23 protein-coding genes are annotated in these 25542 nt (G+C 64.9%); 17 read left to right on the top strand and 6 right to left on the bottom strand.

The features are described 5' to 3' along the window. Positions 1-134 precede the first annotated feature (134 nt). From K0P03_RS08280 to eno, 3 genes are all read left to right on the top strand, one after another. Positions 135-1028 carry a VOC family protein gene (locus K0P03_RS08280; protein WP_272789341.1) on the top strand — a complete coding sequence of 298 codons (894 nt, stop codon included), beginning with the start codon at positions 135-137 and terminating at the stop codon, positions 1026-1028. 1 nt (position 1029) lies between these two features. After that, the gene (gene kdsA / locus K0P03_RS08285) at positions 1030-1869 is read left to right on the top strand and encodes a 3-deoxy-8-phosphooctulonate synthase (protein ID WP_272789342.1); all 840 of its coding nucleotides are present in this window, start codon (positions 1030-1032) and stop codon (positions 1867-1869) included. 128 nt (positions 1870-1997) lie between these two features. Next, complete coding sequence (eno, locus tag K0P03_RS08290; protein WP_272789343.1) at positions 1998-3272, top strand: phosphopyruvate hydratase; 1275 nt, start codon at positions 1998-2000, stop codon at positions 3270-3272. A gap of 264 nt (positions 3273-3536) precedes the next feature. Here the strand turns inward: eno and K0P03_RS08295 are convergent, their stop codons facing one another. Then, a complete protein-coding gene (locus K0P03_RS08295) occupies positions 3537-4463 on the bottom strand; it encodes a pseudouridine-5'-phosphate glycosidase (protein WP_272789344.1) in 927 nt (308 codons plus the stop codon). Between the two features lie 34 nt (positions 4464-4497). Further along, positions 4498-5445 carry a carbohydrate kinase family protein gene (locus tag K0P03_RS08300; protein ID WP_272789345.1) on the bottom strand — a complete coding sequence of 316 codons (948 nt, stop codon included), beginning with the start codon at positions 5443-5445 and terminating at the stop codon, positions 4498-4500. Positions 5446-5679: 234 nt separating this feature from the next. On the opposite strand from K0P03_RS08300, the gene recA reads away from it, so the two are divergent. The 3 genes from recA (at position 5680) to K0P03_RS08315 (ending at position 11082) form a co-directional block, all read left to right on the top strand. Beyond that, positions 5680-6768, top strand: coding sequence for a recombinase RecA (gene recA / locus K0P03_RS08305; protein ID WP_023516798.1), 1089 nt, complete (start codon positions 5680-5682; stop codon positions 6766-6768). 314 nt (positions 6769-7082) lie between these two features. Continuing rightward, positions 7083-9743 (top strand): alanine--tRNA ligase, encoded by a 2661-nt coding sequence (gene alaS / locus K0P03_RS08310; protein ID WP_272789346.1) that lies wholly within the window; start codon positions 7083-7085, stop codon positions 9741-9743. 112 nt (positions 9744-9855) lie between these two features. Beyond that, positions 9856-11082: a GGDEF domain-containing protein gene (locus tag K0P03_RS08315; RefSeq protein ID WP_157255835.1), complete on the top strand. Its 1227-nt coding sequence runs from the start codon at positions 9856-9858 to the stop codon at positions 11080-11082. Positions 11083-11123: 41 nt separating this feature from the next. On the opposite strand, the gene K0P03_RS08320 is transcribed toward K0P03_RS08315, so the two are convergent. Then, entirely contained in the window at positions 11124-12803 is a 1680-nt protein-coding gene (locus K0P03_RS08320) for a SulP family inorganic anion transporter (RefSeq protein WP_272789347.1), read from the bottom strand. Positions 12804-12983: 180 nt separating this feature from the next. On the opposite strand from K0P03_RS08320, the gene K0P03_RS08325 reads away from it, so the two are divergent. After that, positions 12984-13853 (top strand): AraC family transcriptional regulator, encoded by an 870-nt coding sequence (locus K0P03_RS08325; RefSeq protein ID WP_272789348.1) that lies wholly within the window; start codon positions 12984-12986, stop codon positions 13851-13853. A gap of 153 nt (positions 13854-14006) precedes the next feature. Here K0P03_RS08325 and K0P03_RS08330 read toward each other — a convergent pair whose 3' ends face one another. Together K0P03_RS08330 and K0P03_RS08335 are read right to left on the bottom strand one after the other, a co-directional pair. Then, positions 14007-14645, bottom strand: coding sequence for a glutathione S-transferase family protein (locus K0P03_RS08330; RefSeq protein ID WP_272789349.1), 639 nt, complete (start codon positions 14643-14645; stop codon positions 14007-14009). Positions 14646-14756: 111 nt separating this feature from the next. Further along, positions 14757-15971, bottom strand: a complete 1215-nt coding sequence (locus K0P03_RS08335) for an NADP-dependent isocitrate dehydrogenase (protein WP_023514528.1) — start codon at positions 15969-15971, stop codon at positions 14757-14759. Between the two features lie 214 nt (positions 15972-16185). Here K0P03_RS08335 and K0P03_RS08340 point away from each other — a divergent pair, with 214 nt between their 5' ends. The 6 genes from K0P03_RS08340 to K0P03_RS08365 all read left to right on the top strand — a co-directional run bounded on the left by K0P03_RS08340 (position 16186) and on the right by K0P03_RS08365 (position 20862). Beyond that, positions 16186-16761, top strand: coding sequence for a hypothetical protein (locus K0P03_RS08340; protein ID WP_023514529.1), 576 nt, complete (start codon positions 16186-16188; stop codon positions 16759-16761). A gap of 174 nt (positions 16762-16935) precedes the next feature. Beyond that, a complete protein-coding gene (locus K0P03_RS08345) occupies positions 16936-17769 on the top strand; it encodes an RNA methyltransferase (RefSeq protein WP_272789350.1) in 834 nt (277 codons plus the stop codon). A 73-nt stretch (positions 17770-17842) separates the two neighbouring features. After that, the gene (gene murI, locus K0P03_RS08350) at positions 17843-18604 is read left to right on the top strand and encodes a glutamate racemase (RefSeq protein ID WP_272790461.1); all 762 of its coding nucleotides are present in this window, start codon (positions 17843-17845) and stop codon (positions 18602-18604) included. Between the two features lie 37 nt (positions 18605-18641). Beyond that, a complete protein-coding gene (locus K0P03_RS08355; RefSeq protein WP_023514532.1) occupies positions 18642-18920 on the top strand; it encodes a type II toxin-antitoxin system RelE/ParE family toxin in 279 nt (92 codons plus the stop codon). A gap of 13 nt (positions 18921-18933) precedes the next feature. Next, entirely contained in the window at positions 18934-19221 is a 288-nt protein-coding gene (locus tag K0P03_RS08360) for a HigA family addiction module antitoxin (RefSeq protein ID WP_023514533.1), read from the top strand. Positions 19222-19350: 129 nt separating this feature from the next. Then, the gene (locus tag K0P03_RS08365) at positions 19351-20862 is read left to right on the top strand and encodes an ATP-binding protein (protein WP_050743917.1); all 1512 of its coding nucleotides are present in this window, start codon (positions 19351-19353) and stop codon (positions 20860-20862) included. 3 nt (positions 20863-20865) lie between these two features. On the opposite strand, the gene K0P03_RS08370 is transcribed toward K0P03_RS08365, so the two are convergent. Further along, positions 20866-21858 (bottom strand): TerC family protein, encoded by a 993-nt coding sequence (locus K0P03_RS08370; protein WP_272789351.1) that lies wholly within the window; start codon positions 21856-21858, stop codon positions 20866-20868. Between the two features lie 334 nt (positions 21859-22192). Here K0P03_RS08370 and rpsD point away from each other — a divergent pair, with 334 nt between their 5' ends. From rpsD to K0P03_RS08390, 4 genes are all read left to right on the top strand, one after another. Then, entirely contained in the window at positions 22193-22810 is a 618-nt protein-coding gene (gene rpsD, locus K0P03_RS08375) for a 30S ribosomal protein S4 (RefSeq protein ID WP_023516778.1), read from the top strand. Positions 22811-22883: 73 nt separating this feature from the next. After that, positions 22884-23813 (top strand): glutaminase, encoded by a 930-nt coding sequence (locus tag K0P03_RS08380; RefSeq protein ID WP_023516779.1) that lies wholly within the window; start codon positions 22884-22886, stop codon positions 23811-23813. 31 nt (positions 23814-23844) lie between these two features. Continuing rightward, the gene (gene ttcA, locus K0P03_RS08385) at positions 23845-24726 is read left to right on the top strand and encodes a tRNA 2-thiocytidine(32) synthetase TtcA (RefSeq protein WP_023516780.1); all 882 of its coding nucleotides are present in this window, start codon (positions 23845-23847) and stop codon (positions 24724-24726) included. Continuing rightward, positions 24713-25534, top strand: coding sequence for an inositol monophosphatase family protein (locus K0P03_RS08390; RefSeq protein WP_023516781.1), 822 nt, complete (start codon positions 24713-24715; stop codon positions 25532-25534). The genes ttcA and K0P03_RS08390 overlap by 14 nt, the downstream gene beginning before the upstream one ends. Positions 25535-25542 lie beyond the last annotated feature (8 nt).

Genomic DNA, 25542 nt, shown 5'->3' on the forward strand with positions numbered 1-25542 from the left:
TGCCGAGGGGCGCATCCGCAATGGCCGGACGGCGGAAAAGTTCCCGCAAGGCGCGGCGGGCCGTGCTGGCGCTTGCATTGCGCGCCGAAAGCGGGCAAAGCACGGGGCGCCTGAAACACGCCGGATTTTTCGCCATGACCGTGAGTTCGAGAACGCCCCGCCCGATCGACCATCTGGTGCTGCCGGTGTCCGACCTCGGGGTGGCCCGCGAGCGCCTGACCGCGCTCGGCTTCACCGTCGCCAGGGACGCCCGCCACCCTTTCGGCACGGAAAACTGTTGCGTCTTCCTTGCCGACGGCGCCTATCTGGAGCCGCTCGGCATCGCCAACCGCGAGGAATGCGAGGAAGCGGCGCGTGGTGGCAACGTCTTCGTCGCGCGCGACCAGGCCTTCCGCTTCCGCCGCGGCCTTGAGGGCTTTTCCGGCATTGCCATGGCGAGCGGCGATGCCTGGGAGGACGACCAGCGCTACACCCAGGCCGGCCTTTCCGGCGGCGAGGTGCTGGAATTTTCCCGCGACATGCTGCTGCCCGACGGGACCAGCGCCACCGGCAGCTTCCGCCTTGCCTTTGCCGCCGACCTGCGCAGCCCCGATTTCTTCTTCTTCGCCTCGCAGCGCATCCTGCCGCTGCCGGCCGACCGCAAGGCGCTGGAGGCCCACGAGAACGGCGTCATCGCCCTGTCCGAGGTCGTCCTGTCGGAGCAGAATCCGACGGATTTTCAGTATCTGGTGCAGGAGGCGGCCGACGAGCGCGAGGTCGAGGCCCTGTCGTTCGGCATGTCCGTCGATACGCCGCGCGGGCGCATCACCGTGCTCAACGATGCCGGCCTTGCGGGATTTTACGGGATCGCGCCGGTTGCCGGCACGGATCGCGGCCTGAAAGGGCGCGCGGTCGTCTTCAAGGTTGAAAATACAGCGGAATGCGAGCGTCTCCTGATGGAGCGCGGCATCGCCTTCCAGAAACGGGACAACCGTCTCCTCGTGCCGCCGGCACCGGGGCAGGGCGTCCTCTTTGTCTTCGGAGAATGAGATGAACACCAATTCCACCGTCGTCGTCGGCGAAGGCGCCAAGAAGGTCACCTTCGCGCAGGACAAGCGCTTCTCGCTGATCGCCGGCCCCTGCCAGATGGAGAGCCGCGACCACGCCTACATGATGGCCGAGGCGCTGGTAAAGATGACCGACAAGCTCGGCATCGGCCTCGTCTACAAGTCCTCCTTCGACAAGGCGAACCGCACCTCGCTCTCCGGCAAGCGCGGCATCGGCCTTGAAAAGGCGCTGGAAATCTTCGCCGACCTCAAGAAGGATTTCGGCTTCCCGGTCGTCACCGACATCCACACGGAAGAGCAGTGCGCCGTCGTCGCCGAGACGGTCGACATCCTGCAGATCCCCGCCTTCCTGTCGCGCCAGACGGACCTGCTCGTCGCCGCCGCCAAGACCGGCCGCGCGATCAACGTCAAGAAGGGCCAGTTCCTGGCGCCCTGGGACATGAAGAACGTGCTGGCGAAGTTCACCGAGAGCGGCAACCCCAACGTCATGCTGTGCGAGCGCGGCGCCTCCTTCGGCTACAACACGCTCGTCTCCGACATGCGCTCGCTGCCGATCATGGCCTCGCTCGGCGCGCCGGTCGTCTTCGACGCCACGCACTCGGTGCAGCAGCCGGGCGGGCAGGGCGGCTCGACGGGCGGCGACCGCCGGTTCGTCGAAACCCTGGCGCGCGCGGCCATCGCCGTCGGCATTGCCGGCCTCTTCGTGGAGACCCACGAGGACCCGGACAACGCCCCCTCCGACGGGCCGAACATGGTGCACCTGAAGGACATGCCGCGCCTTCTGGAAAAGCTCGTCGCCTTCGACGACATCGCCAAGGCCTGACATTTCAAACGGATGACATGGAGGCATGTCATCCGTTTTTCTGCTGCGGAAACGCCATTGTAATTTCTGCATCGTCGATTAAAAGTGGATTTTAATCGATTTATAAACCCCGGAACAGGACGATATCCATGACTGCAATCATCGACATCATCGGCCGCGAGATTCTCGACAGCCGCGGCAACCCCACCGTCGAAGTGGACGTGCATCTCGAGGATGGCAGCTTCGGCCGTGCGGCCGTTCCCTCGGGCGCTTCCACCGGCGCGCATGAAGCCGTCGAACTGCGCGACGGCGGCAAGCGTTACCTCGGCAAGGGCGTCGAGAACGCCGTCGCCGCCGTCAACGGCGAGATCTTCGAAGCGATCGGCGGCCTCGATGCGGAAGACCAGATCGAGATCGACCAGACGATGATCGAGCTCGACGGCACGCCGAACAAGGCCCGCCTCGGCGCCAATGCCATCCTCGGCGTGTCGCTCGCCGTCGCCAAGGCCGCCGCGGAAGCGGCCAACCTGCCGCTCTACCGCTATGTCGGCGGCCCGAACGCCCGCATCCTGCCCGTGCCGATGATGAACATCATCAATGGCGGCGCGCATGCCGACAACCCGATCGACTTCCAGGAATTCATGATCGTCCCGGTCGGCGCCGACAATATCCGCGACGCCGTGCGCATGGGCTCGGAAGTGTTCCACACGCTGAAGAAGCAGCTTGCCGCCGACGGCCACAACACCAATGTCGGCGACGAAGGCGGCTTTGCGCCGGGCCTCGCCTCCGCCCCCGCCGCCCTCGACTTCATCATGAAGTCGATCGAGAAGGCCGGCTACCGCCCGGGCGAGGATATGTTCATCGCGCTGGACTGCGCCTCGACGGAGTTCTTCAAGGACGGCAAGTATGTGCTGGAAGGCGAAGGCCGCACGCTGGAGCCGGGCGCCATGGCCGACTACCTCGCCGAGCTTGCCGCAAAGTACCCGATCTTCTCGATCGAGGACGGCATGGCGGAAGACGACTGGGACGGCTGGAAGGCGCTGACCGACAAGATCGGCAAAAAGGTGCAGCTCGTCGGCGACGACCTGTTCGTGACCAACTCGGCGCGCCTTCGCGACGGCATCAAGATGGGCGTCGGCAACTCGATCCTCGTCAAGGTCAACCAGATCGGCTCGCTCTCCGAAACGCTCGACGCCGTCGAGACCGCGCACAAGGCAAGCTACACCGCCGTCATGTCGCACCGCTCGGGCGAGACCGAGGATTCGACGATCGCCGACCTCGCCGTCGCGACCAACTGCGGCCAGATCAAGACCGGCTCGCTCGCCCGCTCCGACCGCACCGCCAAGTACAACCAGCTGATCCGCATCGAGGAGCAGCTCGGCACCCAAGCGAAATACGCCGGCCGCGGCATCCTGCGGGGCTGATCAGCCACGACGCATCTTTCGGCGGCAGTGCGAGAAAACGCGCTGCCGCCGTTTTCGTTTCTATGAGGGGCGGGGCTGCCCGCACCTCTCCGACGGCAAGCAATCGCATCTGGAATTCGACATTGCCGCATTGCCCTTTTCCATGAGGGAAGAAGGAGAATGCGGCGCCGCTTTCATTCCAGACGCGGGGGCCTTGTCGTTGGGGGAGGTGTCCGGCTGACCGGAGGGAGCAGGGCAGGCCGTGCGGCTGCCCCGCAGGGCGGCTTAGTCCGCCAGCGCCACGGCGATTTCCGCCGCGAGGCGCGCATTGTTCTCGACGAGCGCAATATTGGTCTTGAGGCTGCGGCCGTCCGTCAGGCGGAACAGGCTGTCGAGCAGATAGGGCGTCACGGCCTTGCCGGCGATCTCGTCGCGTTCGGCATTGTCGAGCGCGCGGGCGATGTAGATCTCCATCTCCTCGCGGGCGATCTCGTCGGCCTCCGGCACCGGATTGGCGATCAGCATGCCGCCGTCGACGCCGAGCTGGTCGCGCACCTTCTGGAAATTGGCGATGGCGGCCGGGCTGTTCAGCGTCAGCGGGCTTTTGAGCCCCGAATCGCGCGACCAGAAGGCCGGGAAGATGGGGCTGTCGTAGGTGATGACGGGCACGCCGCGCGTCTCCAGCACTTCCAGCGTCTTCGGAATGTCGAGGATCGCCTTGGCGCCCGCGCAGACGACGATGACGCCGGTGCGCGACAGTTCGTCGAGGTCGGCGGAGATGTCGAAGGTCTCCTCCGCCTTGCGATGCACGCCGCCGATGCCGCCGGTCGCAAAGACCTTGATGCCGGCGCGGGCGGCGCCGATCATCGTCGCCGCAACGGTCGTCGCGCCCGTGCGGCGCTCGGCGATCGCGAAGGCGAGGTCGGCGCGCGACAGCTTCATCGCGCCCTCGGTCTGCGCCAGCGTTTCCAGCGTCGCATCGTCGAGGCCGATATGCAGGATGCCGTCGATGACGGCGATCGTCGCCGGCACGGCGCCTTCCTCGCGGATGATGCGCTCGACGCTGCGGGCCATGTTCAGGTTGCCCGGATAGGGCATGCCGTGGGTGATGATCGTCGATTCGAGCGCGACGATCGGCGCGCCGCGGCTCTTGGCGGCGGCGACTTCGTCCGAATACTGCATCGGCAGGAGGGTGGAAACGGGTCTGGTCATGCGAGGTCCTTGCAGGAATTTCGGCAAAAAAGTCTCATGCCATTCCTTCGGCCTCCGGCACAAGGGAAAGTGCGGCCTGAAGCGCCGCCTGCGACATTTCTTCGGCGACGGCGAGCGGCGAGCGCACGGTGATCGCCGCGGCGGCAACCCCGTGGCGCAGCGCCTCGCCGATCTCGTGGCCGCTGATCCAGGCGTCGAGGAAGCCGGAGGCGAGCGAATCGCCCGCACCGGTGACGTCGCCGAGCGCGGGGGCTTCCGGCGGCGCAACGCATGCGGCGCGCTTTGCATCGAAGGCGACGACGCCGCGGCCGCCGCGCGTCACGACACCGGCGGAAAGGCCGGTTGCGCGCAGCGCCTTCGGCCAGTCGGCCGGATTGTCCGGTGCTGCGCCCGTCAGTGTGCGCGCCTCCGCCTCGTTCATGAACAGGAAGGCGAGGGCGGGAAGGCTAGCGGCGAACCGCGGGACCTTGGCCGGTGAAATGGCGATTCCGGCGATCGGCACACCTGCGACGCACGCCGCCGTCGTCATGGCCGCCAGCGTTTCGGCCGGCAGGTTGGCATCGGTGAGGATCAGCCCCGCCGCAGCGACCGCATCGCGCATCGCCCGCTGCTGCAGGCGGCGCGGCGAGAAGAGGCGGTAGAGTTCCATGTCCGCCAGGGCGATGACGAGGTTGCCGTCCCGCTCGATGATCGCCGTATAACTCGGCGTCGCCCGGTCGAGGAAGGTGAAGGGCGTGTCCTCGACCCCCGCCGCTTCCGCTGCCGCCGCGACGATGTCGCCGTCCGCATCGCCGCCGCGCGGCGAGACGAGCCGCACCGTCCGGCCGAGCCGGGCGAGGTTGCGCGCCGCATTGAACGCGCCGCCACCCGCTTCCACGAACCAGGCGCCGGGATTGCTCGCCCCCGGCGCCGTCTCGCCGGCAATGCGCCCGCGCCTGTCCACATGGGCGCCGCCCATCACCAGTATCGTCTTTCCCGTCATCGTCTTCCTTCATTCCCGCGGCACGATTCGCCTGCAACCGTGCAGACCCTGCGCGGGTACACCCTTGTTCCGCCACGGCTTTCAACAGCCCTAAACGAAAAGAGAACACACGCTCGATTCACGAAATCATTCAAATGGATGAATGGACCTTGCAAAAAGAGAACAAAATGTGTACATAGCTTTCATCGACGGCTTCGTTGCCTGTCTTGCTTCAATAACCTAAAGGTGGACGAAATGGCACAGAACACTTTGCGGCTCGTAGAGGATAAAGCAGTGGATAAAAGCAAGGCACTCGAAGCGGCACTCTCCCAGATCGAGCGCTCCTTCGGCAAGGGCTCCATCATGAAGCTCGGTGGCAAGGACAGCGTCATCGAGATCGAGACGGTGTCGACGGGCTCGCTCAGTCTCGACGTCGCGCTCGGGATCGGCGGCCTGCCCAAGGGCCGTATCATCGAGATCTACGGCCCGGAAAGCTCGGGCAAGACGACGCTTGCGCTGCAGACCATCGCCGAATCCCAGAAGAAGGGCGGCATCTGCGCCTTCGTCGACGCCGAACACGCGCTCGACCCGGTCTATGCCCGCAAGCTCGGCGTCGATCTTGAAAACCTTCTCATCTCGCAGCCCGACACCGGCGAGCAGGCGCTCGAGATCACCGACACGCTGGTGCGCTCCGGCGCCGTCGACGTGCTGGTCGTCGATTCGGTCGCCGCGCTCACGCCGCGCGCCGAAATCGAGGGCGAGATGGGCGAGAGCCTGCCGGGTCTCCAGGCGCGCCTGATGAGCCAGGCGCTGCGCAAGCTCACCGCCTCGATCTCCAAGTCGAACACGATGGTGATCTTCATCAACCAGATCCGTATGAAGATCGGTGTCGTCTACGGTTCGCCGGAAGTGACGACGGGCGGCAACGCGCTGAAGTTCTATGCCTCCGTCCGCCTCGACATCCGCCGCATCGGCGCCGTCAAGGAGCGCGACGAGGTGATCGGCAACCAGACGCGCGTCAAGGTCGTCAAGAACAAGATGGCGCCGCCCTTCAAGCAGGTCGAGTTCGACATCATGTATGGCGAGGGCGTTTCCAAGACCGGCGAGCTCATCGACCTCGGCGTCAAGGCGGGCATCGTGGAAAAGTCCGGCGCCTGGTTCTCCTACAACAGCCAGCGTCTCGGCCAGGGCCGCGAGAACGCCAAGACGTTCCTGCGCGACAATCCGGATCTCGCCCGCGAGATCGAGACGGCGCTGCGCCAGAATGCCGGCCTGATCGCCGACCGCTTCCTGGAGAACGGCGGACCGGATCCGAACGACGCGGACGACGCGGCCGGCATGTAATCGCCGCGCAACGGTTTCGCAAAAACATCGAAGACCGGCCTCTTCTTCGCGAAAGGCCGGTTTTTTGGTGTCTGGACAGGGGCCGAGGCGGGCGATAAAAGCCTTCAGTTCTCGCGCGCGCCAAGGTTTTCGACCTTCCGCCTCCTCTAAGCGGCAGGCGCGGGCGGTTTCGACGGAATTCGCGGATGGGCGACCTTGACGGGTCTTCCGGGCGGGCACTCCGGCCGGCGAGGCGGTTTCGCCATCGTTGCAGTGAATTGGGTGGGTGATGCGCCGGTTTTCCGGCGCAAAAGGGCAGAGATGAAGGACGCGATATGAGCGGCGTGAATGAGATCCGGTCGACTTTCCTCGACTATTTCCGAAAGAACGGCCACGAGATCGTGTCGTCCAGCCCGCTCGTGCCGCGCAACGACCCGACGCTGATGTTCACCAATGCCGGTATGGTGCAGTTCAAGAACGTCTTCACCGGCCTGGAATCACGTCCCTATTCCACCGCGACGACAGCCCAGAAGGTCGTGCGTGCCGGCGGCAAGCACAACGACCTCGACAATGTCGGCTATACCGCGCGGCACCTGACCTTCTTCGAGATGCTCGGCAACTTCTCGTTCGGCGACTATTTCAAGGAGCGCGCCATCGAGCTTGCCTGGACGCTGGTGACGAAGGGGTTCGATCTGCCGAAGAACCGGCTGCTCGTGACGGTCTATTCCGAGGACGAGGAAGCGGCCATCCTCTGGAAGAAGATCGCCGGCCTTTCCGACGACCGGATCATCCGTATCCCGACCTCGGACAACTTCTGGCAGATGGGCGACACCGGTCCCTGCGGCCCCTGTTCGGAAATCTTTATCGACCAGGGCGAGCATGTCTGGGGCGGCCCGCCCGGCTCGCCCGAAGAGGATGGCGACCGGTTCCTCGAATTCTGGAACCTCGTCTTCATGCAGTTCGACCAGACGGCGCCCGGCGAGCGCAGTCTGCTGCCGCGCCCGTCGATCGACACCGGCATGGGCCTCGAGCGCATGGCCTGCATCCTGCAGGGCGTGCAGAGCGTTTTCGAGACCGATCTTTTCCGCACGCTGATCTCGGCCGTCGAGGAGGCCGTCGGCACGAAGGCCGAGGGCGAAGCGGCAGCGAGCTGCCGGGTCATCGCCGATCACCTGCGCTCCTCCGCCTTCCTGATCGCCGACGGCGTCCTGCCGTCGAACGAAGGCCGTGGCTACGTCCTGCGCCGCATCATGCGCCGCGCCATGCGCCACATGCAGCTGCTCGGCGCCCGCGAACCTTTGATGTGGTCGCTGCTCCCTGCGCTCGTCGGCGAGATGGGCCGCGCCTATCCCGAACTCGTGCGGGCCGAGGCGCTGATCTCCGAGACGCTGAAGCTTGAGGAAACCCGTTTCCGCAAGACGCTGGAGCGCGGCCTGTCGCTGCTCTCGGATGCCACCGTGACGCTCAAGACAGGCGACATGCTGGATGGCGAGACCGCGTTCAAGCTGTACGATACCTATGGCTTCCCGCTCGACCTGACCCAGGACGCGCTGCGCGCCCGGGACATCCATGTCGACCTTTCCGGCTTCAACGATGCGATGCAGCGCCAGAAGGCGGAAGCGCGCGCGAACTGGTCCGGCTCCGGCGACAAGGCGACGGAAGCCGTCTGGTTCGAGCTGAAGGAAAAGCACGGCGCGAGCGAATTCCTCGGATATGACACGGAGACGGCCGAGGGCGTCGTCCAGGCGATCGTCCGGGACGGCAAGACGATCGACGGCGCCACTGCCGGCGACAGCGTCCAGATCGTCGTCAACCAGACGCCGTTCTACGGCGAATCGGGCGGCCAGATGGGCGATACGGGCGTGATCGTCAGCGACCATGCGCGCCTTGCGGTGACCGATACGCAGAAGAAGGGCGAGGGCGTCTTCGTCCACAGTGCCGTCGTCGAGAGCGGCAAGCTTGCCGTCGGCGACGCTGTCGCCCTGACGGTGGATCATGCCCGCCGTTCGCGGCTGCGCGCCAACCACTCCGCCACCCACCTGCTGCACGAGGCACTGCGCGAGGTGCTCGGCACCCACGTCGCCCAGAAGGGCTCGCTGGTCGCGCCCGAGCGCCTGCGCTTCGACGTCTCCCATCCCAAGCCCATGTCGGCGGAGGAGCTGCGCGTCATCGAGGACATGGCGAACGAGATCATCGTGCAGAACGCCCCGGTCACCACCCGCCTGATGACGGTGGACGACGCGATCGCGGAGGGCGCCATGGCGCTCTTCGGCGAAAAATACGGCGACGAGGTGCGTGTGGTTTCCATGGGCACCGGCCTGCACGGCGCCAAGGCCAACCGGCCCTATTCCGTCGAGCTTTGCGGCGGCACGCACGTGTCGGCGACCGGCGAGATCGGCCTCGTGCGCATCCTTTCGGAAAGCGCGGTCGGCTCGGGCGTGCGCCGCCTCGAGGCGCTGACGGGCGAGGCGGCCCGGGCCTACCTTGCCGAACAGGACGAGCGCGTCAAATCGCTCGCCACCACGCTGAAGGCGCAGCCGGGCGAGGTGCTTTCCCGCGTCGAGGCGCTGGTCGAGGAGCGCCGCAAGCTGGAACGCGAACTGACCGAGGCGAAGAAGAAACTGGCGCTGTCGGGCGGCACTGCCGGCGGCGACGACAGCGTGCGCGAGGTCGCTGGCGTGAAATATCTCGGCAAGGTCGTCACAGGCGTCGAGCCGAAGGACCTGAAGAGCCTTGCCGACGACGGCAAGAAGAGCCTCGGCTCCGGCATCGTCACCTTCGTCGGCGTCTCGGCCGACGGCAAGGCGAGCGCCGTTGTCGCTGTCACCGAAGACCTTACCGGCCGGTTCAGCGCTGTCGACCTCGTGCGCCGCGCCTCCGAGGCGCTTGGCGGCAAGGGTGGCGGCGGGCGTGCGGACATGGCGCAGGCCGGCGGCCCGGATGGCGCCAAGGCGGGCGACGCGATCGAGGCGGTCGCCGGCGCGATCGCCGGCTGACCGGCCGGACCGGAATGCAAATGGATCATGGCGGCGGGCTTCGGCCCGCCGCTTTTGTTTGCGAAGTCTTCAAGGTTTGCCCCTAGCATCCTGCGCGTGCGGAGTGGGTGTTTTGATTGAAGACGTCATCAGTATTTCAACCTTGATGATCTGTACGTTCCTGTCGACCACCATCGTCGGGATTTTCATGCTGCAGCTCTGGCTGACGGACCGGCGGCACAGGGCAGCCGGCTACTGGTGCCTGTCCATGTGGGTCGGCTCGCTTTGCACGCTGCTCTTCGCCCTTCGTGCCGTGGGCCCGCCGCTCCTCACCGTCGGCCTCGGCAATCTGCTCGCCGCCTTCGGCTACGCCTTCATGTGGGCCGGTTTTCGCGTCTTCGACCGCCGCCGCGCGCATCTTGCGGTCATCCTTTCCGGCCCGCTCTTCTGGGCTCTTGCCTATCTCTTCGTGCCGCAGGTGACGGCGGACGTGAACAACCGCATCATCGTCACCTCGGTCATCATCGCGGCCTATTCGCTGTGGATCGGCGCCGATATCTGGCGCGGGCGCCGCGCCGAGCCGCTGCCGACCCGCACGCTTGCTGCCGCCTTCTTCGTCAGCCACGGCGTCATCTACGGTCTGCGCATCCCCATGGCGATCATGCTGCCCGCGGCCTTCGGCCATGGCACCGCCTATTCCGCCTGGTTTGCACTCTTCTCGCTGGAACTCTTCGCCCACACGATCCTGGCCGCCGTCGCTATGCTGGTGCTGATCAAGGAGCGCGGCGAGGCGCTCTACCGCCAGGCCTCGCGCACCGATGCGCTGACCGGCATCGCCAATCGCGGCTCCTTCCTGGACGACATGCAGAAGCGGCTTGCCGACCGGCCGCAGGGCACGCTGATGATTTTCGACCTTGATCGGTTCAAGGCGATCAACGACACCTACGGCCATGTCGCGGGCGATCTCGTGCTGAAGCGGTTTTCCGCGCTGGTCGCCGCGCGTCTCGAAACGGGCATGCTGTTCTGCCGCTTCGGCGGCGAGGAGTTCGCGCTCTTTGCGCCCGGGCGCGACATGGCCTGTGCCGAACCCTTCGCCGAGGGGCTGCGGCACACGGTGGCCGCGTTGCCGATCCCCACGGAAGAGCATGAGATCGCCGTGTCGGTCAGCATCGGCCTAGCCGATGTCGCGACCTTCGGGGCGGATTTCGACCGCCTGCATTCGGCGGCCGACGGCGCGCTCTATGCGGCCAAGGAGGCGGGCCGCAACCAGGTGAAGCGTGCGGCGCCCTCGCTGGGCCTTCCCGGTCTCGCCGAGCGCATGAAGACGCCTGTCACGGCGGATGTTGCCCGCACCGGCTGAGGCCTTTCAGAGATCCTCTTTACGCGCCTGCCCGGATAGCTTCAGCGCGATGGTGGGAAGGTCGCGATCTCCTCCAGCGCGCTTTCCACCGTCGCGGTGAAGGTGACGCGCGGGGCGTGCAGCTCGTGGGCTTCCAGCAGGCGGCGCATGTCGGGCTTCAGCCCGGTGATGAAGACGCGCACGCCGGCCCGCTCTGCCTTGCGCACCAGGCCTTCGATGACGCTGGCGGCGGTCGAATCGAGCAGCGGCACGTCGGCGCAGTCGAGCACGAAGTTGCGCCGCTGGTCGGCGATGCGGTCGAGCACCGAGCCGACGCTGGCGGCTGCGCCAAAGAAGAAGACGCCGCTGATGCGGTAGATCACGGTGTCCGGATCGTTGGCGACGACCGGCCGTTCGGGCAGGCCGCTGTCCTCCCCGGCATTCTCGATGGCGCGCACGACGCGCGGCACGGTCTCCTCACGGATGGCGACGGCCTTGCCCATGCGATCGATGAACAGCACCGCGCCGATGAGGAAGCCGACGACGATGCCCTCCGTCAGGTCGCGGAAGACGACGAGCAGGAAGGTGACGACGAGCACTGCCGCATCGCCGCGCGAGGAGCGGAAGAGGGCGGCGATGGCCGGGCGCTCCACCATGTTGAACGCGACGACTGCGAGCACGCCGGCAAGCGCGGCGAGCGGGATGTAGCTGGCGAGCGGCGCGGCGACGAGCATGAAGAGCAGCAGGAAGAGCGCGTGCAGCATGCCTGAGACCGGGCTGGTGGCGCCGGAGCGCACATTCGTTGCGGTGCGGGCGATGGTGCCCGTCACGCAGATGCCGCCGAACAGCGCCGAGCCGACATTGGCGACCCCCTGGGCGACCAGTTCCATGCTGGAGCGGTGCCTGCGCCCCGTCATGCCATCGGCGACGACGGCCGAGAGCAGCGATTCGATGGCGCCGAGCAGGGCGAAGGCGACGGCATCCGGCAGCACGGCGATGACGAGTTCCGGCGAGAAGGACGGTAGCGCCGGCAAGGGCAGGCCACGCGGAATGCCGTTGAACCGGCTGCCGATCGTATCTGCCGGCAGCGAGAGGAGCGCGGTGGCGAACGAGGCGACGGTGACGGCGATGAGGAGGTTCGGCCAGCTCGGGCGGAAGCGGCGCAGGAGGAGGATGACGGCGACGGTAAGCCCGGCGACGCCGAAGGCGGCCGGGTTGAAGCTCGGCCGGGCGATCCATAGTGCTTCGAGCTTGTCGAGGATCGGCCCCGGCTCGCGCCCGTCCAGCTTCAGGCCGAACAGCTCGCCGATCTGGCTGGCGAAGATGATGACGGCGATGCCGGCCGTGAAGCCGACCGTCACGGGATAGGGGATGAACTTGATGTATTTGCCGAGCCTGAGATAGCCGGCAAGCGCAAGCAGGATGCCGGAAAGCAGGGTGGCAAGCAGCAGGCCCTCGACGCCGTGGCGGGCGACCGTCGCCGAGACCAGCACGATGAAGGCGCCGGCCGGCCCGCCCACCTGAAACCGGCTGCCGCCGAGGGCGGAAACCAGGAAACCGCCGATGATGGCGGTGTAGAGACCGCGATCCGGCGTGACGCCCGAGGCGATGGCGATCGCCATGGACAGTGGCAGCGCGACGATCGCCACCGTGAGGCCGGACAGCGCATCGGCCTTGAAACGCGCGGGGCCGTAGCCCTCCGCGAAAACGCTGGCGAGCTTCGGCATCAGGGTATCGGTCATGGGTGCCTCGAAAGGCCGGAGGATGGAGAAAGGGGCCGGCGCGGGCATCTCACGCCGAGTCGCCCGTTTTTGCAATGACACAAGGCAAGGCTATGCGAAATTTGCAGAGCAAGAAGAAGCGCAGGATTTGTGAAATCGCGCCGTGCTTGATTGAATGCGTTCCGGCGAGAGGAAAACGGCATGAGTGAAAACGAGATCTGGACAGCCTATGAAAAGCGCCTGCTCAGGGTTTCCGCCTATATCTACGAGCATCTGGAAGAGGATCTCGACCTCGACCGGCTGTCGGAGATCGCCTGCCTTTCCGCCTATCACTGGCACCGCGTCTACCGCGCCGTACACAACGAGACGCTGGCGGGTACCGTCCGCCGGTTGCGTCTGCACCGTGCGGCGGGCGATCTGGTGCGCAGCGACCGCTCCGTCCGGGACATCGCCGCGCGATGGGGGTACCCCAACCTCCAGTCCTTCAACCGTACCTTTGCCGCAGTCTACGGCCTGCCGCCGGCACGCTACCGCAAGGAGGGCTCCCATCGCGCCTATGAACCCGAAAAGGACAAGGAGTCTTCCCGCATGTTCGACGTGACCATTCGCACCATGCCCGAGCAGACGCTGCTCGCGGTTCCCCATTCCGGCTCCTATATGGGCATCGGAAAGGCCTTCGAGGCGCTTTACGGCGCGCTCTTTTCCCGCAACATCTTCCGGCCGGACATGCGCATGATCGGCATCTTCCTTGATGATCCCGATCTTGTGCCGGAGGCGAAACTGCGCTCCTTCGCCTGCGTGACGGCGGGCGCGGAGGTTCCTGCCGAGGCGCCGCTCGTGCGCCGCACGCTCGCAGAAGGCGACTACGCGGTGCTGCGCCACCAGGGGCCATATGCGAATATGGGCGCGGCCTATCGCTGGCTCTACGCCACATGGCTTCCCGCCTCGGGCCGCTCGATCCGCGACGAGGTGATGTTCGAGACCTATCTCAACAATCCGCGCGAGGTTCCGCCGAACGAGCTCCTGACGGAAATCTGCCTGCCGCTCCAGCGGGCGGCGGCGGTGGCCTGAGGCCGGCAGCACGGCGCGGAGCGTTGCAGCAGGTGATTGTTCCGACCTGTCGCTTTCAGGCTCGGCCCGAGGATCCCCATACACCGGGTGCTGGGCGTTCGGGCCGAACCCGACCACCACGAAAGAAAAGAGAAGCGGCAAAGACAGCCAGCCCTAGCTCTTCTTCATCGCTTCGAGCTGCCGATGCATCTCCTCGTCATCGATCGCCTTGGCCTTCAGATAGGCCGGGCGATCCTTCAGACGGTCCCAGTAGGCCTGATATTCCTGCCGTGTTTCCAGCGAGCCGAACTGCAGGCCCCAGCTGATATGCGAGCCGACATAGACGTCGGCGGCGGTGAAGGTGTCGCCGGCAATATAGGGCGTGCGGGTGACGGCGAAGGAGAGGGCGTCCAGCACCGATTGATAGCTGCCGCAGCCGATGCTGCGTTCGCGTTCCTTCGGCACGCTGAGTCCGAAGGCCTTGAGCGAGACCGCCATTTCAACCGGACCCGCTGCGAAGAACATCCAGCGATAATAGTCCCCGCGCAGGTTTGCCGGCGGGGCAAGGCCGGCTTCGGGAAAGGCGTCGGCCATGTAGGCGCAGATGGCGGCGGCTTCCGTCACCACGGTCTTGCCGTGGCGAATGGCGGGCACCTTGCCCATGGGATTGACCGCAAGGTATTCTGGCGCCTTCATCGAGCCTTCGAAGGTCAGCCATTCGGTGCGGTAGGGCGCGCCGACCTCCTCCAGCATCCAGCGGGCGATGCGCCCGCGCGACATCGGGTTGCTATAGAAAACAAGCTCTTCGGCCATGGTATCCTCCTCCTATGGCGAGGGGAGAATAGGGCGCGGGCCGGGGTGCGCAAGGGCATGCAAAAGAAAAGCCCGGCGCTGGGCCGGGCTTTCCGAAGTCTCGTTTCAGGCTCAGGCCGCCATGGCCTTCTTGAGGTTCTCGTCGATCTTGTCGAGGAAGCCGGTGGTGGAGAGCCACGGCTGGTCGGGACCGATGAGGAGCGCGAGGTCCTTGGTCATGAAGCCCGATTCGACGGTTTCGACGCAGACGCGTTCCAGCGTTTCGGAGAACTTGGCCAGCTCCGCATTGCCGTCCAGCTTGGCGCGGTGGGCAAGGCCACGCGTCCAGGCGAAGATCGAGGCGATCGAGTTGGTCGAGGTTTCTTCGCCCTTCTGGTGCTGGCGGTAGTGGCGCGTCACCGTGCCGTGGGCGGCTTCGGCTTCGACGGTCTTGCCGTCCGGTGTCATCAGAACCGACGTCATCAGGCCGAGCGAACCGAAACCCTGGGCGACGATGTCGGACTGCACGTCGCCGTCATAGTTCTTGCAGGCCCAGACATAGCCGCCGGACCACTTGAGCGCCGAGGCGACCATGTCGTCGATCAGGCGGTGCTCGTACCAGATCTTGGCTTCCTTGAACTTGTCGGCGAATTCGGCGTCGAAGACCTGCTGGAAGATGTCCTTGAAGCGGCCGTCATAGACCTTGAGAATGGTGTTCTTGGTCGAGAGATAGACCGGCACCTTGCGCTGCAGGCCGTAGTTGAACGACGCGCGGGCGAATTCGGTGATCGAATCGTCGAGGTTGTACATGCCCATTGCGACGCCGGCGGACGGGGCGTCGAACACGTCGTATTCGATTTCCTTGCCGTCCTCGCCGACGAACTTCATCGTCAGCTTGCCCTTGCCGGGGAACTTGAAGTCGGTGGCGCGGTACTGGTCGCCGAAGGCGTGGCGGCCGACGATGATCGGCTTGGTCCAGCCCGGAACGAGACGCGGCACGTTCTTGCAGATGATCGGCTCGCGGAAGATGACGCCGCCGAGGATGTTGCGGATCGTGCCGTTCGGCGACTTCCACATCTTCTTCAGCTTGAATTCTTCGACGCGGGCTTCATCCGGCGTGATGGTGGCGCACTTGACGCCGACGCCATGCTTCTTGATGGCGTTCGCCGCGTCGATCGTCACCTGGTCGTCGGTGGCGTCGCGGTTTTCCATGCCGAGGTCGTAATAGTGGAGGTCGATATCCAGGTAAGGATGGATCAGCTTTTCCTTGATGAACTGCCAGATGATGCGCGTCATCTCATCGCCGTCGAGTTCGACGACGGGGTTGGCGACCTTGATCTTTGCCATGGAGAGCCTCGTGTTTTGTCGGGGCCTAGCGCCCCGGATCGTGGACTTGAAAGGAACGCTTGGCCCTATAGCACTCGCGGCCGGGAAGGCAAAGACAACCAATTACCGAGACGGTTTATTTTCGCCGGGGTTGAGAATAAGTTTCGCCAAAATTCCGTTTCAGGAAGGCTCTCGGGCGGCCGCTCCGGTCCGCCGTCATCCAATGGAGAATATGATGTCGCGTTTCGGTTTCGTGGCGCTCGCCCTTCTGCTTCCCGTTTCCGTCGAGGCTGCCGATTTCAAGGCGCCCGTCGCGGAGGTCATGGCGGCCGCCACGGCCAACTGGCAGGACATGGGCACGGATACCGATACGCCGCCGCCCTATACCGACTACTTCTCCGAGGATTTCCTGAAGCGTCTCTACAGCAAGGATTTCGTCGCGAAATACAAGGAGGCGGCGAAGTTCCCGGCCTATGACGACGGCGGCTCGCCGTTCGACTACGATCCGATCATCGGCGGACAGGACGGCTGCGCGCTGAAGGACGTGGCGACCGCCGAGGGGCAGCCGGCAAACGGCGCTGAAGACGTGACCGTGACCTTCGACAACAGCCATTGCTTCGGCGAGCGGGCCAGCGACTGGCAGCCGGAAAAGCTGGTCTTCAAGGTGATCGAGGAGGACGGAAGGGCGGTCATCGACGATATCGAGCGTCCCAGCTTCGAGGATGGCGCCTCCCTGAAGAAGGAAATGCTGGAGATCGCCGAGGCTGGCGCCAACGGTGGTAGCGGCAGCGCCGCCGAATCCCCGGAATAGGCGGCTGGCGCTTTTCATTTCCGGCGTATTGTGCCAGTGAGGCCCATCTTTCCAAAGCGCGCGCGCCGCGGTCCTTCGGATTCGCTTCCGGCGCCTTGGATTTTTGATTTTCGCATGTCGGTAGCGCAAAACCGCGGCACACTTTTGCGTGACATGCTTTAGGGACATATGGGCATGGCAGGCACGAACAGCGAACGCACGCTGATCGCCGAAGGACCGGCGATCATTCTCGTTCATCCGCAACTCGGCGAGAATATCGGCATGGTGGCGCGCGCCATGGCGAATTTCGGCCTTGCCGAGCTGCGCCTGGTCAACCCGCGCGACGGCTGGCCGAGCGAGAAGGCGATTTCCGCGGCCAGCAAGGCGGATCACGTCATCGAGGCGGCGAAGGTCTATCCATCCCTGGAAGCGGCCGTCGCCGATCTCGAATTCGTCTATGCGACGACGGCACGCGACCGCTATGGCTACAAGGAAGTTCGCTCGCCCGTGGTTGCCGCCGACGATCTGCGCTCGCGCTTCCGCGCTGGCGAAAAGACCGGCATCCTCTTCGGCCGCGAGCGCACGGGCCTCACCAACGAGGAGATCGCGCTCGCCGACGAACTGGTGACCTTTCCGGTCAATCCCGCCTTCGCCTCGCTCAACCTCGCCCAGGCCGTGCTCCTCATGAGCTACGAATGGATGAAGAGCGGCCTTGCCTCCGTCGAGGATACGCCCTTCGACGCGCTGCCACAGCGCCCGGCCAAGAAGGAGGAGCTGCAGGGGCTCTTCGATCATGTGGAGGAGACGCTGGACGCGCGCGGCTACTTCCGGCCTGCCGAAAAAAAGCCAAAACTGGTGGAGAACCTGCGCGCCATCCTGACGCGCCCTTCCTTCACCGGCACGGAGATCCAGGTCATGCGCGGCATCATCTCCTGCCTCGATCGTTTCACCCGCGAATCGCCGCGCGGCGCGAGCAATCCGAACCGCACCCGCAATCGTCGGCCCAAGGTGCCCCGTGACGACGAATAGGCCCTTTCCCGAAAAGTCGGCGGCCGGTTCCTTACTCGGCAAGGCTCCGGAACAGACGGCAAAGCCCATCCTGATGTTCGACAGCGGCATCGGTGGCCTGACCGTTCTGCGTGAGGCGCGCGTGCTGATGCCCGAACGGCATTTCACCTATGTGGCCGACGATGCCGGTTTTCCCTACGGCGGCTGGGAAGAGCCGGCGCTGAAGACGCATGTCATCGATCTCTTCGAAGGACTGCTTGCCGAGCACGATCCGGAAATCTGCGTCATCGCCTGCAACACGGCCTTCACGCTGGTGGGAGCGGACCTGCGCGCCGCATTCCCGCACATGCCCTTCGTCGGCACCGTGCCCGCCATCAAACCCGCCGCCGAGCGCACCCGTTCCGGCCTCGTCTCGGTGCTCGCGACGCCCGGCACGGTGAAGCGCGCCTACACGCGCGACCTCATCCAGTCCTTCGCCAGCCAGTGCGACGTGCGCCTCGTCGGCTCGGAAAACCTCGCCCGCATGGCGGAAGCCTATATCCGCGGCGAGACCTTTTCCGACGATGCCGTGCGCGCCGAGATCGCACCCTGTTTCGTCGACGAGGACGGCCGCAAGACGGATATCGTCGTGCTCGCCTGCACGCACTACCCGTTCATGGCCAATCTCTTCCGCAAGCTCGCCCCCTGGCCGGTCGACTGGCTCGACCCGGCCGAGGCCATCGCCCGCCAGGCGCGCCGTCTCGTGCCGCCACTGGAAACCCTCGCCCCCGGTGAGGACATCGCCGTCTTCACCTCGGGCAAACCGGATTTTTCGACACGCCGGCTAATGCAGGGGTTCGGGCTCCGGGTCGTCTGAAACTTGTATCGCGTACCGATACGCGATACGTTTCGTCATGATCGTCAGTTTCCGACACAAAGGCCTGGAACTCTTCCACACGTCGGGATCGACGAAGGGGATCCAGGCATCTCACGCCGCCAAGTTAGGGCGTATCCTCGGCTTGCTGGACGTTGCGAGCGCGCCTGCCGACGTCAATCTGCCAGGCTTCAAGCTTCACCCTCTCAAGGGAAACATGAAGGGGCATTGGTCGGTCTGGGTGAACGGCAACTGGCGGGTGACCTTCCGCTTCATCGGAGCCGATGTCGAACTGGTCGATTACCAGGATTATCATTGAGAGGATTGTAGCGATGATGAAACTTCCTCCCCATCCCGGCGAATTGCTCCGTGAGGACGTGCTTCGGCCGCTCGGTTTGTCTGTAACGGATGCGGCCGGCCGACTCGGCATGTCCCGAGTCGCGCTTTCGCGTGTTTTGCACGGCCGCGCCGCCGTCAGCCCTGATCTTGCCCTGCGCCTTGAACGGGCGGGGGCCAGCACCGCGCGCGCTTGGCTTGCCATGCAGGTCAATTTCGATCTGGCTCAGGCGATGCAGCGTGAGCAACCCGATGTCCAGCCGCTTGATGAGAAGGCCGCTTGAGCACAAAAGCGGTGAGAACCTTGTGGATTCTTTCAAGAAGCCGGGCGTGACGGCTGCGTGTTTCGTGTTAGGGCATGCCTGATATCCGGTGGCGGCCGGCGAATCAGGAATTTTTAGACGAGGAACGGGATGAAGGTCGGCATCGACATGGGGACGGTGCAGGGCGGCGCACCGGCCAGGCTCGATATCGAGGAGCTGCTGGCGACGCGTCTCCTGGTGCAGGGAAATTCGGGCTCGGGAAAGTCGCATCTCCTGCGGCGCCTGCTCGAACAATCCGCCCAATGGGTTCAGCAGGTCATCATCGATCCCGAGGGCGATTTCGTCACGCTGTCCGACCGGTTCGGCCATGTCGTGGTCGATGGCCAGCGCACGGAGGCCGAGCTTGTCGGCATCGCCAACCGTATCCGCCAGCATCGGGTCTCCTGCGTGCTTTCGCTGGAAGGGCTGGAGGCCGACGAGCAGATGCGTGCGGCCGGAATCTTCCTCAATGCGATGTTCGATGCGGACCGGGATTTCTGGTATCCGGTGCTCGTCGTCGTCGACGAGGCGCAGCTTTTCGCGCCCGCCGTCAGCGGTGAAGTCTCCGAAGAGGCGCGCAAACTCTCGCTCGGCGCGATGACCAATCTGATGTGCCGCGGCCGCAAGCGCGGCCTTGCCGGCGTCATCGCCACGCAGCGCCTCGCAAAACTTGCCAAGAACGTCGCGGCCGAGGCCTCCAACTTCCTGATGGGCCGCACCTTCCTCGATATCGACATGGCGCGTGCCGCCGACCTGCTCGGCCTCGACCGTCGGCAGGCGGAAATGTTCCGCGACCTGCCGCGCGGTTCCTTCGTCGCGCTCGGCCCGGCGCTGTCGCGCCGTCCTTTGCCGGTGACGATCGGTACGGTGGAGACCTCCGCACGCTCGACCAGCCCCAAGCTGATGCCGTTGCCGGATGCCCTGCCGGATGTCGAGGATTTGATCTTCACGCCCGATCCGGACGAGTTTTCCCGTCCGCTCGTCCGCCGTGCACCGCCTGCGCCGCGCCCGACGACGGACATTCTCGCCGAACTGTCCCGCGCGCGGCCGGAACCGGTGCAGGCGGAAACGAAGGCGCCGGCGCCGGAAATCTCCGCGGAGGAGCGCGAGGGCCTGCTCGACCAGGCGCTTGCCGAAATCCTCGGCAATCCCGAGGCGGCCTTCCGGGCCGATGCAGAGCTTTTTCAGGATTTCCTCGTGCGTTGCCGCATCCGCCGCGTGCCGGGCGCGCCGCTTTCGCTGCCGGCCTTCCGCCGCAAGATGGCGGTCGCGCGCTCCGGGGTCGATGCCGAGACCGCGGCGACCGAAATCTGGGGCCGGGCGCTCGATCTTTCCCGAAGCGTCACCGAGGATCTGCAGGGTGTGTTCCTGCTGGTGGCGCAGGCTGCCGTGCGCGGGCTTGCCTGCCCCTCCGATGCGCGGATCGCGCGCGCCTACGGAACCCACTCCGCCCGCCGCGCGCGCCGCCTTCTCGGTTACTTCGAGGAGCAGGGGCTGGTGGTCGTGCACAGCGATCTTGCCGGCCACCGTATCGTCGCTTTCCCGGATCTTGGCTGCGAGACCCAGCCGGGCGACGCGAATGGGCCCGATCTGACGGACACCCATCCCGCCGCCGCGGAGTGAGGTTTACGCGTCTTCGGCGATCGCCTTCTCACCGTCCTTGCGGGTCGCCCAGAGCGAACCGAAGATGCCGGCTGCAAGGATGGTGACCGTCACGCCGAGCGAAACCATCGGCGGAATTTTCGCAAGGCCCAGCATGTCGGCGACGAAGATCTTCGAGCCGATGAAGATGAGCACCGTCGCCAGCGCATACTTCAGATAGGCGAAGCGGTGGATCAGGGCCGAAAGGGCGAAATACAGCGCGCGCAGGCCGAGGATCGCGAAGATGTTCGACGTGTAGACGATGAACGGATCCGTCGTGATGGCGAAGATCGCCGGGATCGAATCGACCGCGAAGACGAGGTCGGCGAATTCGACGAGCACCAGGGCGAGCAGCAGCGGCGTCACGTAGGTGCGCAGGCGCCCGGTCTTCGGATCGGGCTGGCGGACGAGGAAGCGGTCGCCGTGCAGCGCGTCGGTCACCGGCAGGCGGCGGCGCAGCAGTTTCAGGAGCGGGTTTGAAGCGACATCGTAGGCTTCGTCCGACGAGAACAGCATCTTGATGCCGGTGAAGACGAGGAAGGCGGCGAAGATGTAGAGCACCCAGCCGTAGTTCTCGATGACGGCGGCACCCGCGGCGATCATGATGCCGCGCAGGACGATCACGCCGAGGATACCCCAGAGCAGCACGCGGTGCTGATACTGCCGGGGGACGGCGAAATAGCCGAAGATCATCGCGATGACGAAGATGTTGTCCATCGCAAGGCTCTTTTCGACGACGAAACCCGTCAGGTATTCGACGCCGGCCTGTGCGCCGGACTGGAACCAGACAAAGCCGCCGAAGGCGAGGCCAAGACCGATATAGAAGGTGGAAAGAAGGAGGCTCTCCTTGATGCCGATTTCCTTGTTCTCCTTGTGGAGAACGCCGAGATCGAGCGCGAGGAGGGCGAGAACGATTGCGATGAACGACAGCCACATCCAGACGGCAGTGCCCTGGAAGTCAAGCCACAGAAAATCCATGACGGTTTCCCTTGCCGGATATGTTGGTGATACAGCCTCGACATCACGAGGTCCGGCAAGGCACAAGTCAGAGGGGCCCGGGGCTGTTACTGCCGGGGAAGATAGGCAAGGCGAATTCCTCCTGCAAGATGCGTTGACAAATTTTTGAAAACTGCCTAATGACCCCGTCAACGCCGGGCAGAAATGTCCGGTGTTTCATTTGACATGTCCCGTGGATTCTCCGGTCGCGATCGTGAGAAGCCTGTCGGAACCTCGGAAAAGGTTCAGAGGAGGGCGTGTTTCCTTCAGCCGGTCCGGCAACGGGCAGGCGATAACAAGACCAAGAGGAAATGCGATGAGCAAGCGCGCTGCATCCAAGTACAAAATCGACCGCCGCATGGGCGAAAACATCTGGGGCCGTCCGAAGTCCCCGGTCAACCGCCGCGAATACGGCCCGGGCCAGCACGGCCAGCGCCGCAAGTCCAAGCTTTCGGACTTCGGTGTTCAGCTCCGCGCCAAGCAGAAGCTGAAGGGCTACTACGGCGACATCCGCGAGAAGCAGTTCCGTGCGATCTTCGCCGAAGCTGAGCGCCGCAAGGGCGACACCCCGGAAAACCTGATCGGTCTGCTCGAATCGCGCCTCGACGCGATCGTCTACCGCGCCAAGTTCGTTCCGACGGTCTTTGCTGCCCGTCAGTTCGTCAACCACGGCCACGTGAAGGTCAACGGCGTCCGCGTCAACATCGGTTCCTACCGTTGCAAGCCGGGCGACGTCATCGAAGTCAAGGAAAAGTCCAAGCAGCTCGTCACGGTTCTCGAATCCGTTGGCCTGGCTGAACGCGACGTTCCGGACTACATCGAAGCCGACCACAACAAGATGACCGCGACCTTCGTTCGCATCCCGGTTCTCTCCGACGTGCCCTACGCCGTCGTCATGGAACCGCACCTGGTCGTCGAATTCTACTCGCGTTAATCGCTGAAGACACCTTGCGCAAATCGGAAAAGCCGCCAAGAGATTGGCGGCTTTTTCGTTTCGGGGGGACGGGATGACGGACTTGCAGGGTATCGTCGAGGAAATCCACGCGGCGCTGTCGCCACGGCGCGGCGAGGGCAGGGTGGCGGACTACATTCCGCAGCTTGCCCATGTGGATCCGGAAAAATTCGGCATCGCCGTGGTCACCACAGACGGTGCGGTGCACCTTGCCGGCGATGCGGAAGAAGCCTTCTCCATCCAGAGCATTTCCAAGGTCTTCACCCTTACGCTGGCCCTTGGCAAACACGGTGAGGCGATCTGGAAGCGTGTCGGGCGCGAGCCGTCCGGCTCGGCTTTCAATTCTATCGTCCAGCTCGAGCATGAGGGCGGCATCCCGCGCAATCCCTTCATCAATGCCGGGGCGATCGCCATCACCGACCTCGTGCTGGCCGGACATACACCGAAGGAAGCGATCGGCGAGGTCGTGCGGTTCCTGCGTTATCTCGCGGATGAGGACGATATCATCATCGACCAGGACGTCGCGCGCTCGGAGCAGGCGACGGGCTTCCGCAATTTCGCGCTTGCCAATTTCATGCGCTCCTTCGGCAAGCTCGACCATGCGGCCGAACTGGTGCTCGGCGTCTATTTCCATCAGTGCGCGCTGGCAATGAGCTGCCGGCAGCTCGCCAGGGCAGGGCTGTTCCTCGCCAACAGCGGCACCAATCCGCTGACCGGCCACCGGGTCGTCTCGCACCTTCGGGCGCGGCGTATCAACGCACTCATGCTGACCTGTGGCCACTACGACGGCTCGGGCGACTTCGCCTATCGCGTCGGCCTGCCGGGCAAGAGCGGTGTCGGCGGCGGAATCCTGGCCGTCGCGCCCGGAAAGGCGTCGGTCGCCGTCTGGTCGCCGGGGCTCAACGAGAACGGCAATTCGCTTCTCGGCTCGCTGGCGCTCGAAATGCTGGCGGCGCGCACGGGCTGGTCGGTGTTCGGGGCTTGATTGTGCGGCCGGTTCGGGGCATTGCAGGCCCATGACGGCATCAACGACCCTGGCCTTTGCTGACACCGACGACGACGCACCGGAGACCGGCCGCCATCCGCTCTTTGCGGATGCGCCCTCCAGCGTCTCCTTCAACAAGCTGCGAAAGCGCCTGCTCCGGCAGGTGCGGCAGGCGATGGATGATTTTTCCATGCTGAAGGGCCAGAAACGCTGGCTCGTCGGCCTATCCGGCGGCAAGGACAGTTATGGCCTGCTCGCCCTGCTGATGGACCTGCAATGGCGCGGCCTCCTGCCGGTCGAGCTGATCGCCTGCAATCTCGACCAGGGCCAGCCGAATTTTCCGAAGCATATCCTGCCGGACTATCTTGCCTCGATCGGCGTCAAACACCGGATCGAGTACCGCGACACCTATTCCATCGTGAAGGAGAAGGTGCCGTCGGGGGCGACCTATTGTTCGCTGTGCTCGCGCCTCAGGCGCGGCAATCTCTATCGCGTCGCCCGGGAGGAGGGCTGCGATGCGCTGGTGCTCGGTCACCATCGCGAGGATATTCTCGAAACCTTTTTCATGAATTTCTTCCACGGCGGGCGGCTCGCCGCCATGCCGCCGAAGCTTTTGAACGATGAAGGCGACCTCATGGTGCTGCGTCCGCTCGCCTATGCGGCGGAGGACGATCTCGCCAAGTTCGCCGCCGCCATGCAGTTCCCGATCATTCCCTGCGATCTCTGCGGCTCGCAGGACGGGCTGCAGCGCAATGCGATGAAGGCGATGCTGGCGGACATCGAAACGCGCATGCCGGGCCGCAAGGACGCCATGCTGCGTGCGCTCGGCCACACCAATCCGTCCCATCTTCTCGACCCGAAACTTTTCGATTTCTCCTCCCTCGAAACGGTAAGGCCCCATGACGACGATTGATATCAATGCCCTCGCTCTCGTGCTTGCACAGGCGGCCGAGGCGGAAATCCGCCCGCGCTTCCGTGCGCTTGCCAAGGGTGATATCCGCACCAAGGCGGATGCCAACGACCTGGTGACGGAAGCCGACGAGGCGGCCGAACGCTTCATCAAGCGCGAGGTGACGGCGCAGTTTCCGGGCGTGCTGTTCGTCGGCGAGGAATCGGTCGCGGCCGACCCGGCCCTTCTGCCAAAGCTCAAGGATGCGGATGTCGCGATCGTCGTCGACCCGATCGACGGCACTTTCAATTTCGCCTCGGGCGTACCGCTCTTCGGCGTCATGGCGGCGATCGTCTCCGGCGGCGAGACGGTCGGCGGCATCATCTATGACCCGATGGGCGACGATTTCGTCATGGCGGAAAAGGGCGGCGGCGCCTGGCAGACCGGCGATCACCGGCCGGCCGTGCGGCTGAAGACGCGCGGCGGTGCGCCGCTGGAAGCGATGACCGGCATGGCCTCGACGAGTTTTCTTGACCGGGAGCGCCGGGCGCGTATCCTGTCGAACCTCGCAAAGGTCGCCTTCGTTTCCAACTATCGTTGCGCCGCGCACGAGTACCGCACCTTTGCCGGCGGCCACCTGCACTATCTCATGTACAACAAGCTGATGCCCTGGGATCACCTTGCCGGCACGCTCATCGCCCAGGAGGCGGGTGCCTATGCCGCCCGCTTCGACGGCTCGGCCTACAAACCGCACCATGTCGAGGGCGGCCTGCTGGTCGCGCCCGACAAGGACAGCTGGGAGATGTTGCGCCGCGAAGTCTTCGTCGACTGAGGTATATT

The organism is Shinella sp. HY16 (genome assembly GCF_028534175.1).
In the GTDB taxonomy this organism is placed as follows: domain Bacteria; phylum Pseudomonadota; class Alphaproteobacteria; order Rhizobiales; family Rhizobiaceae; genus Shinella.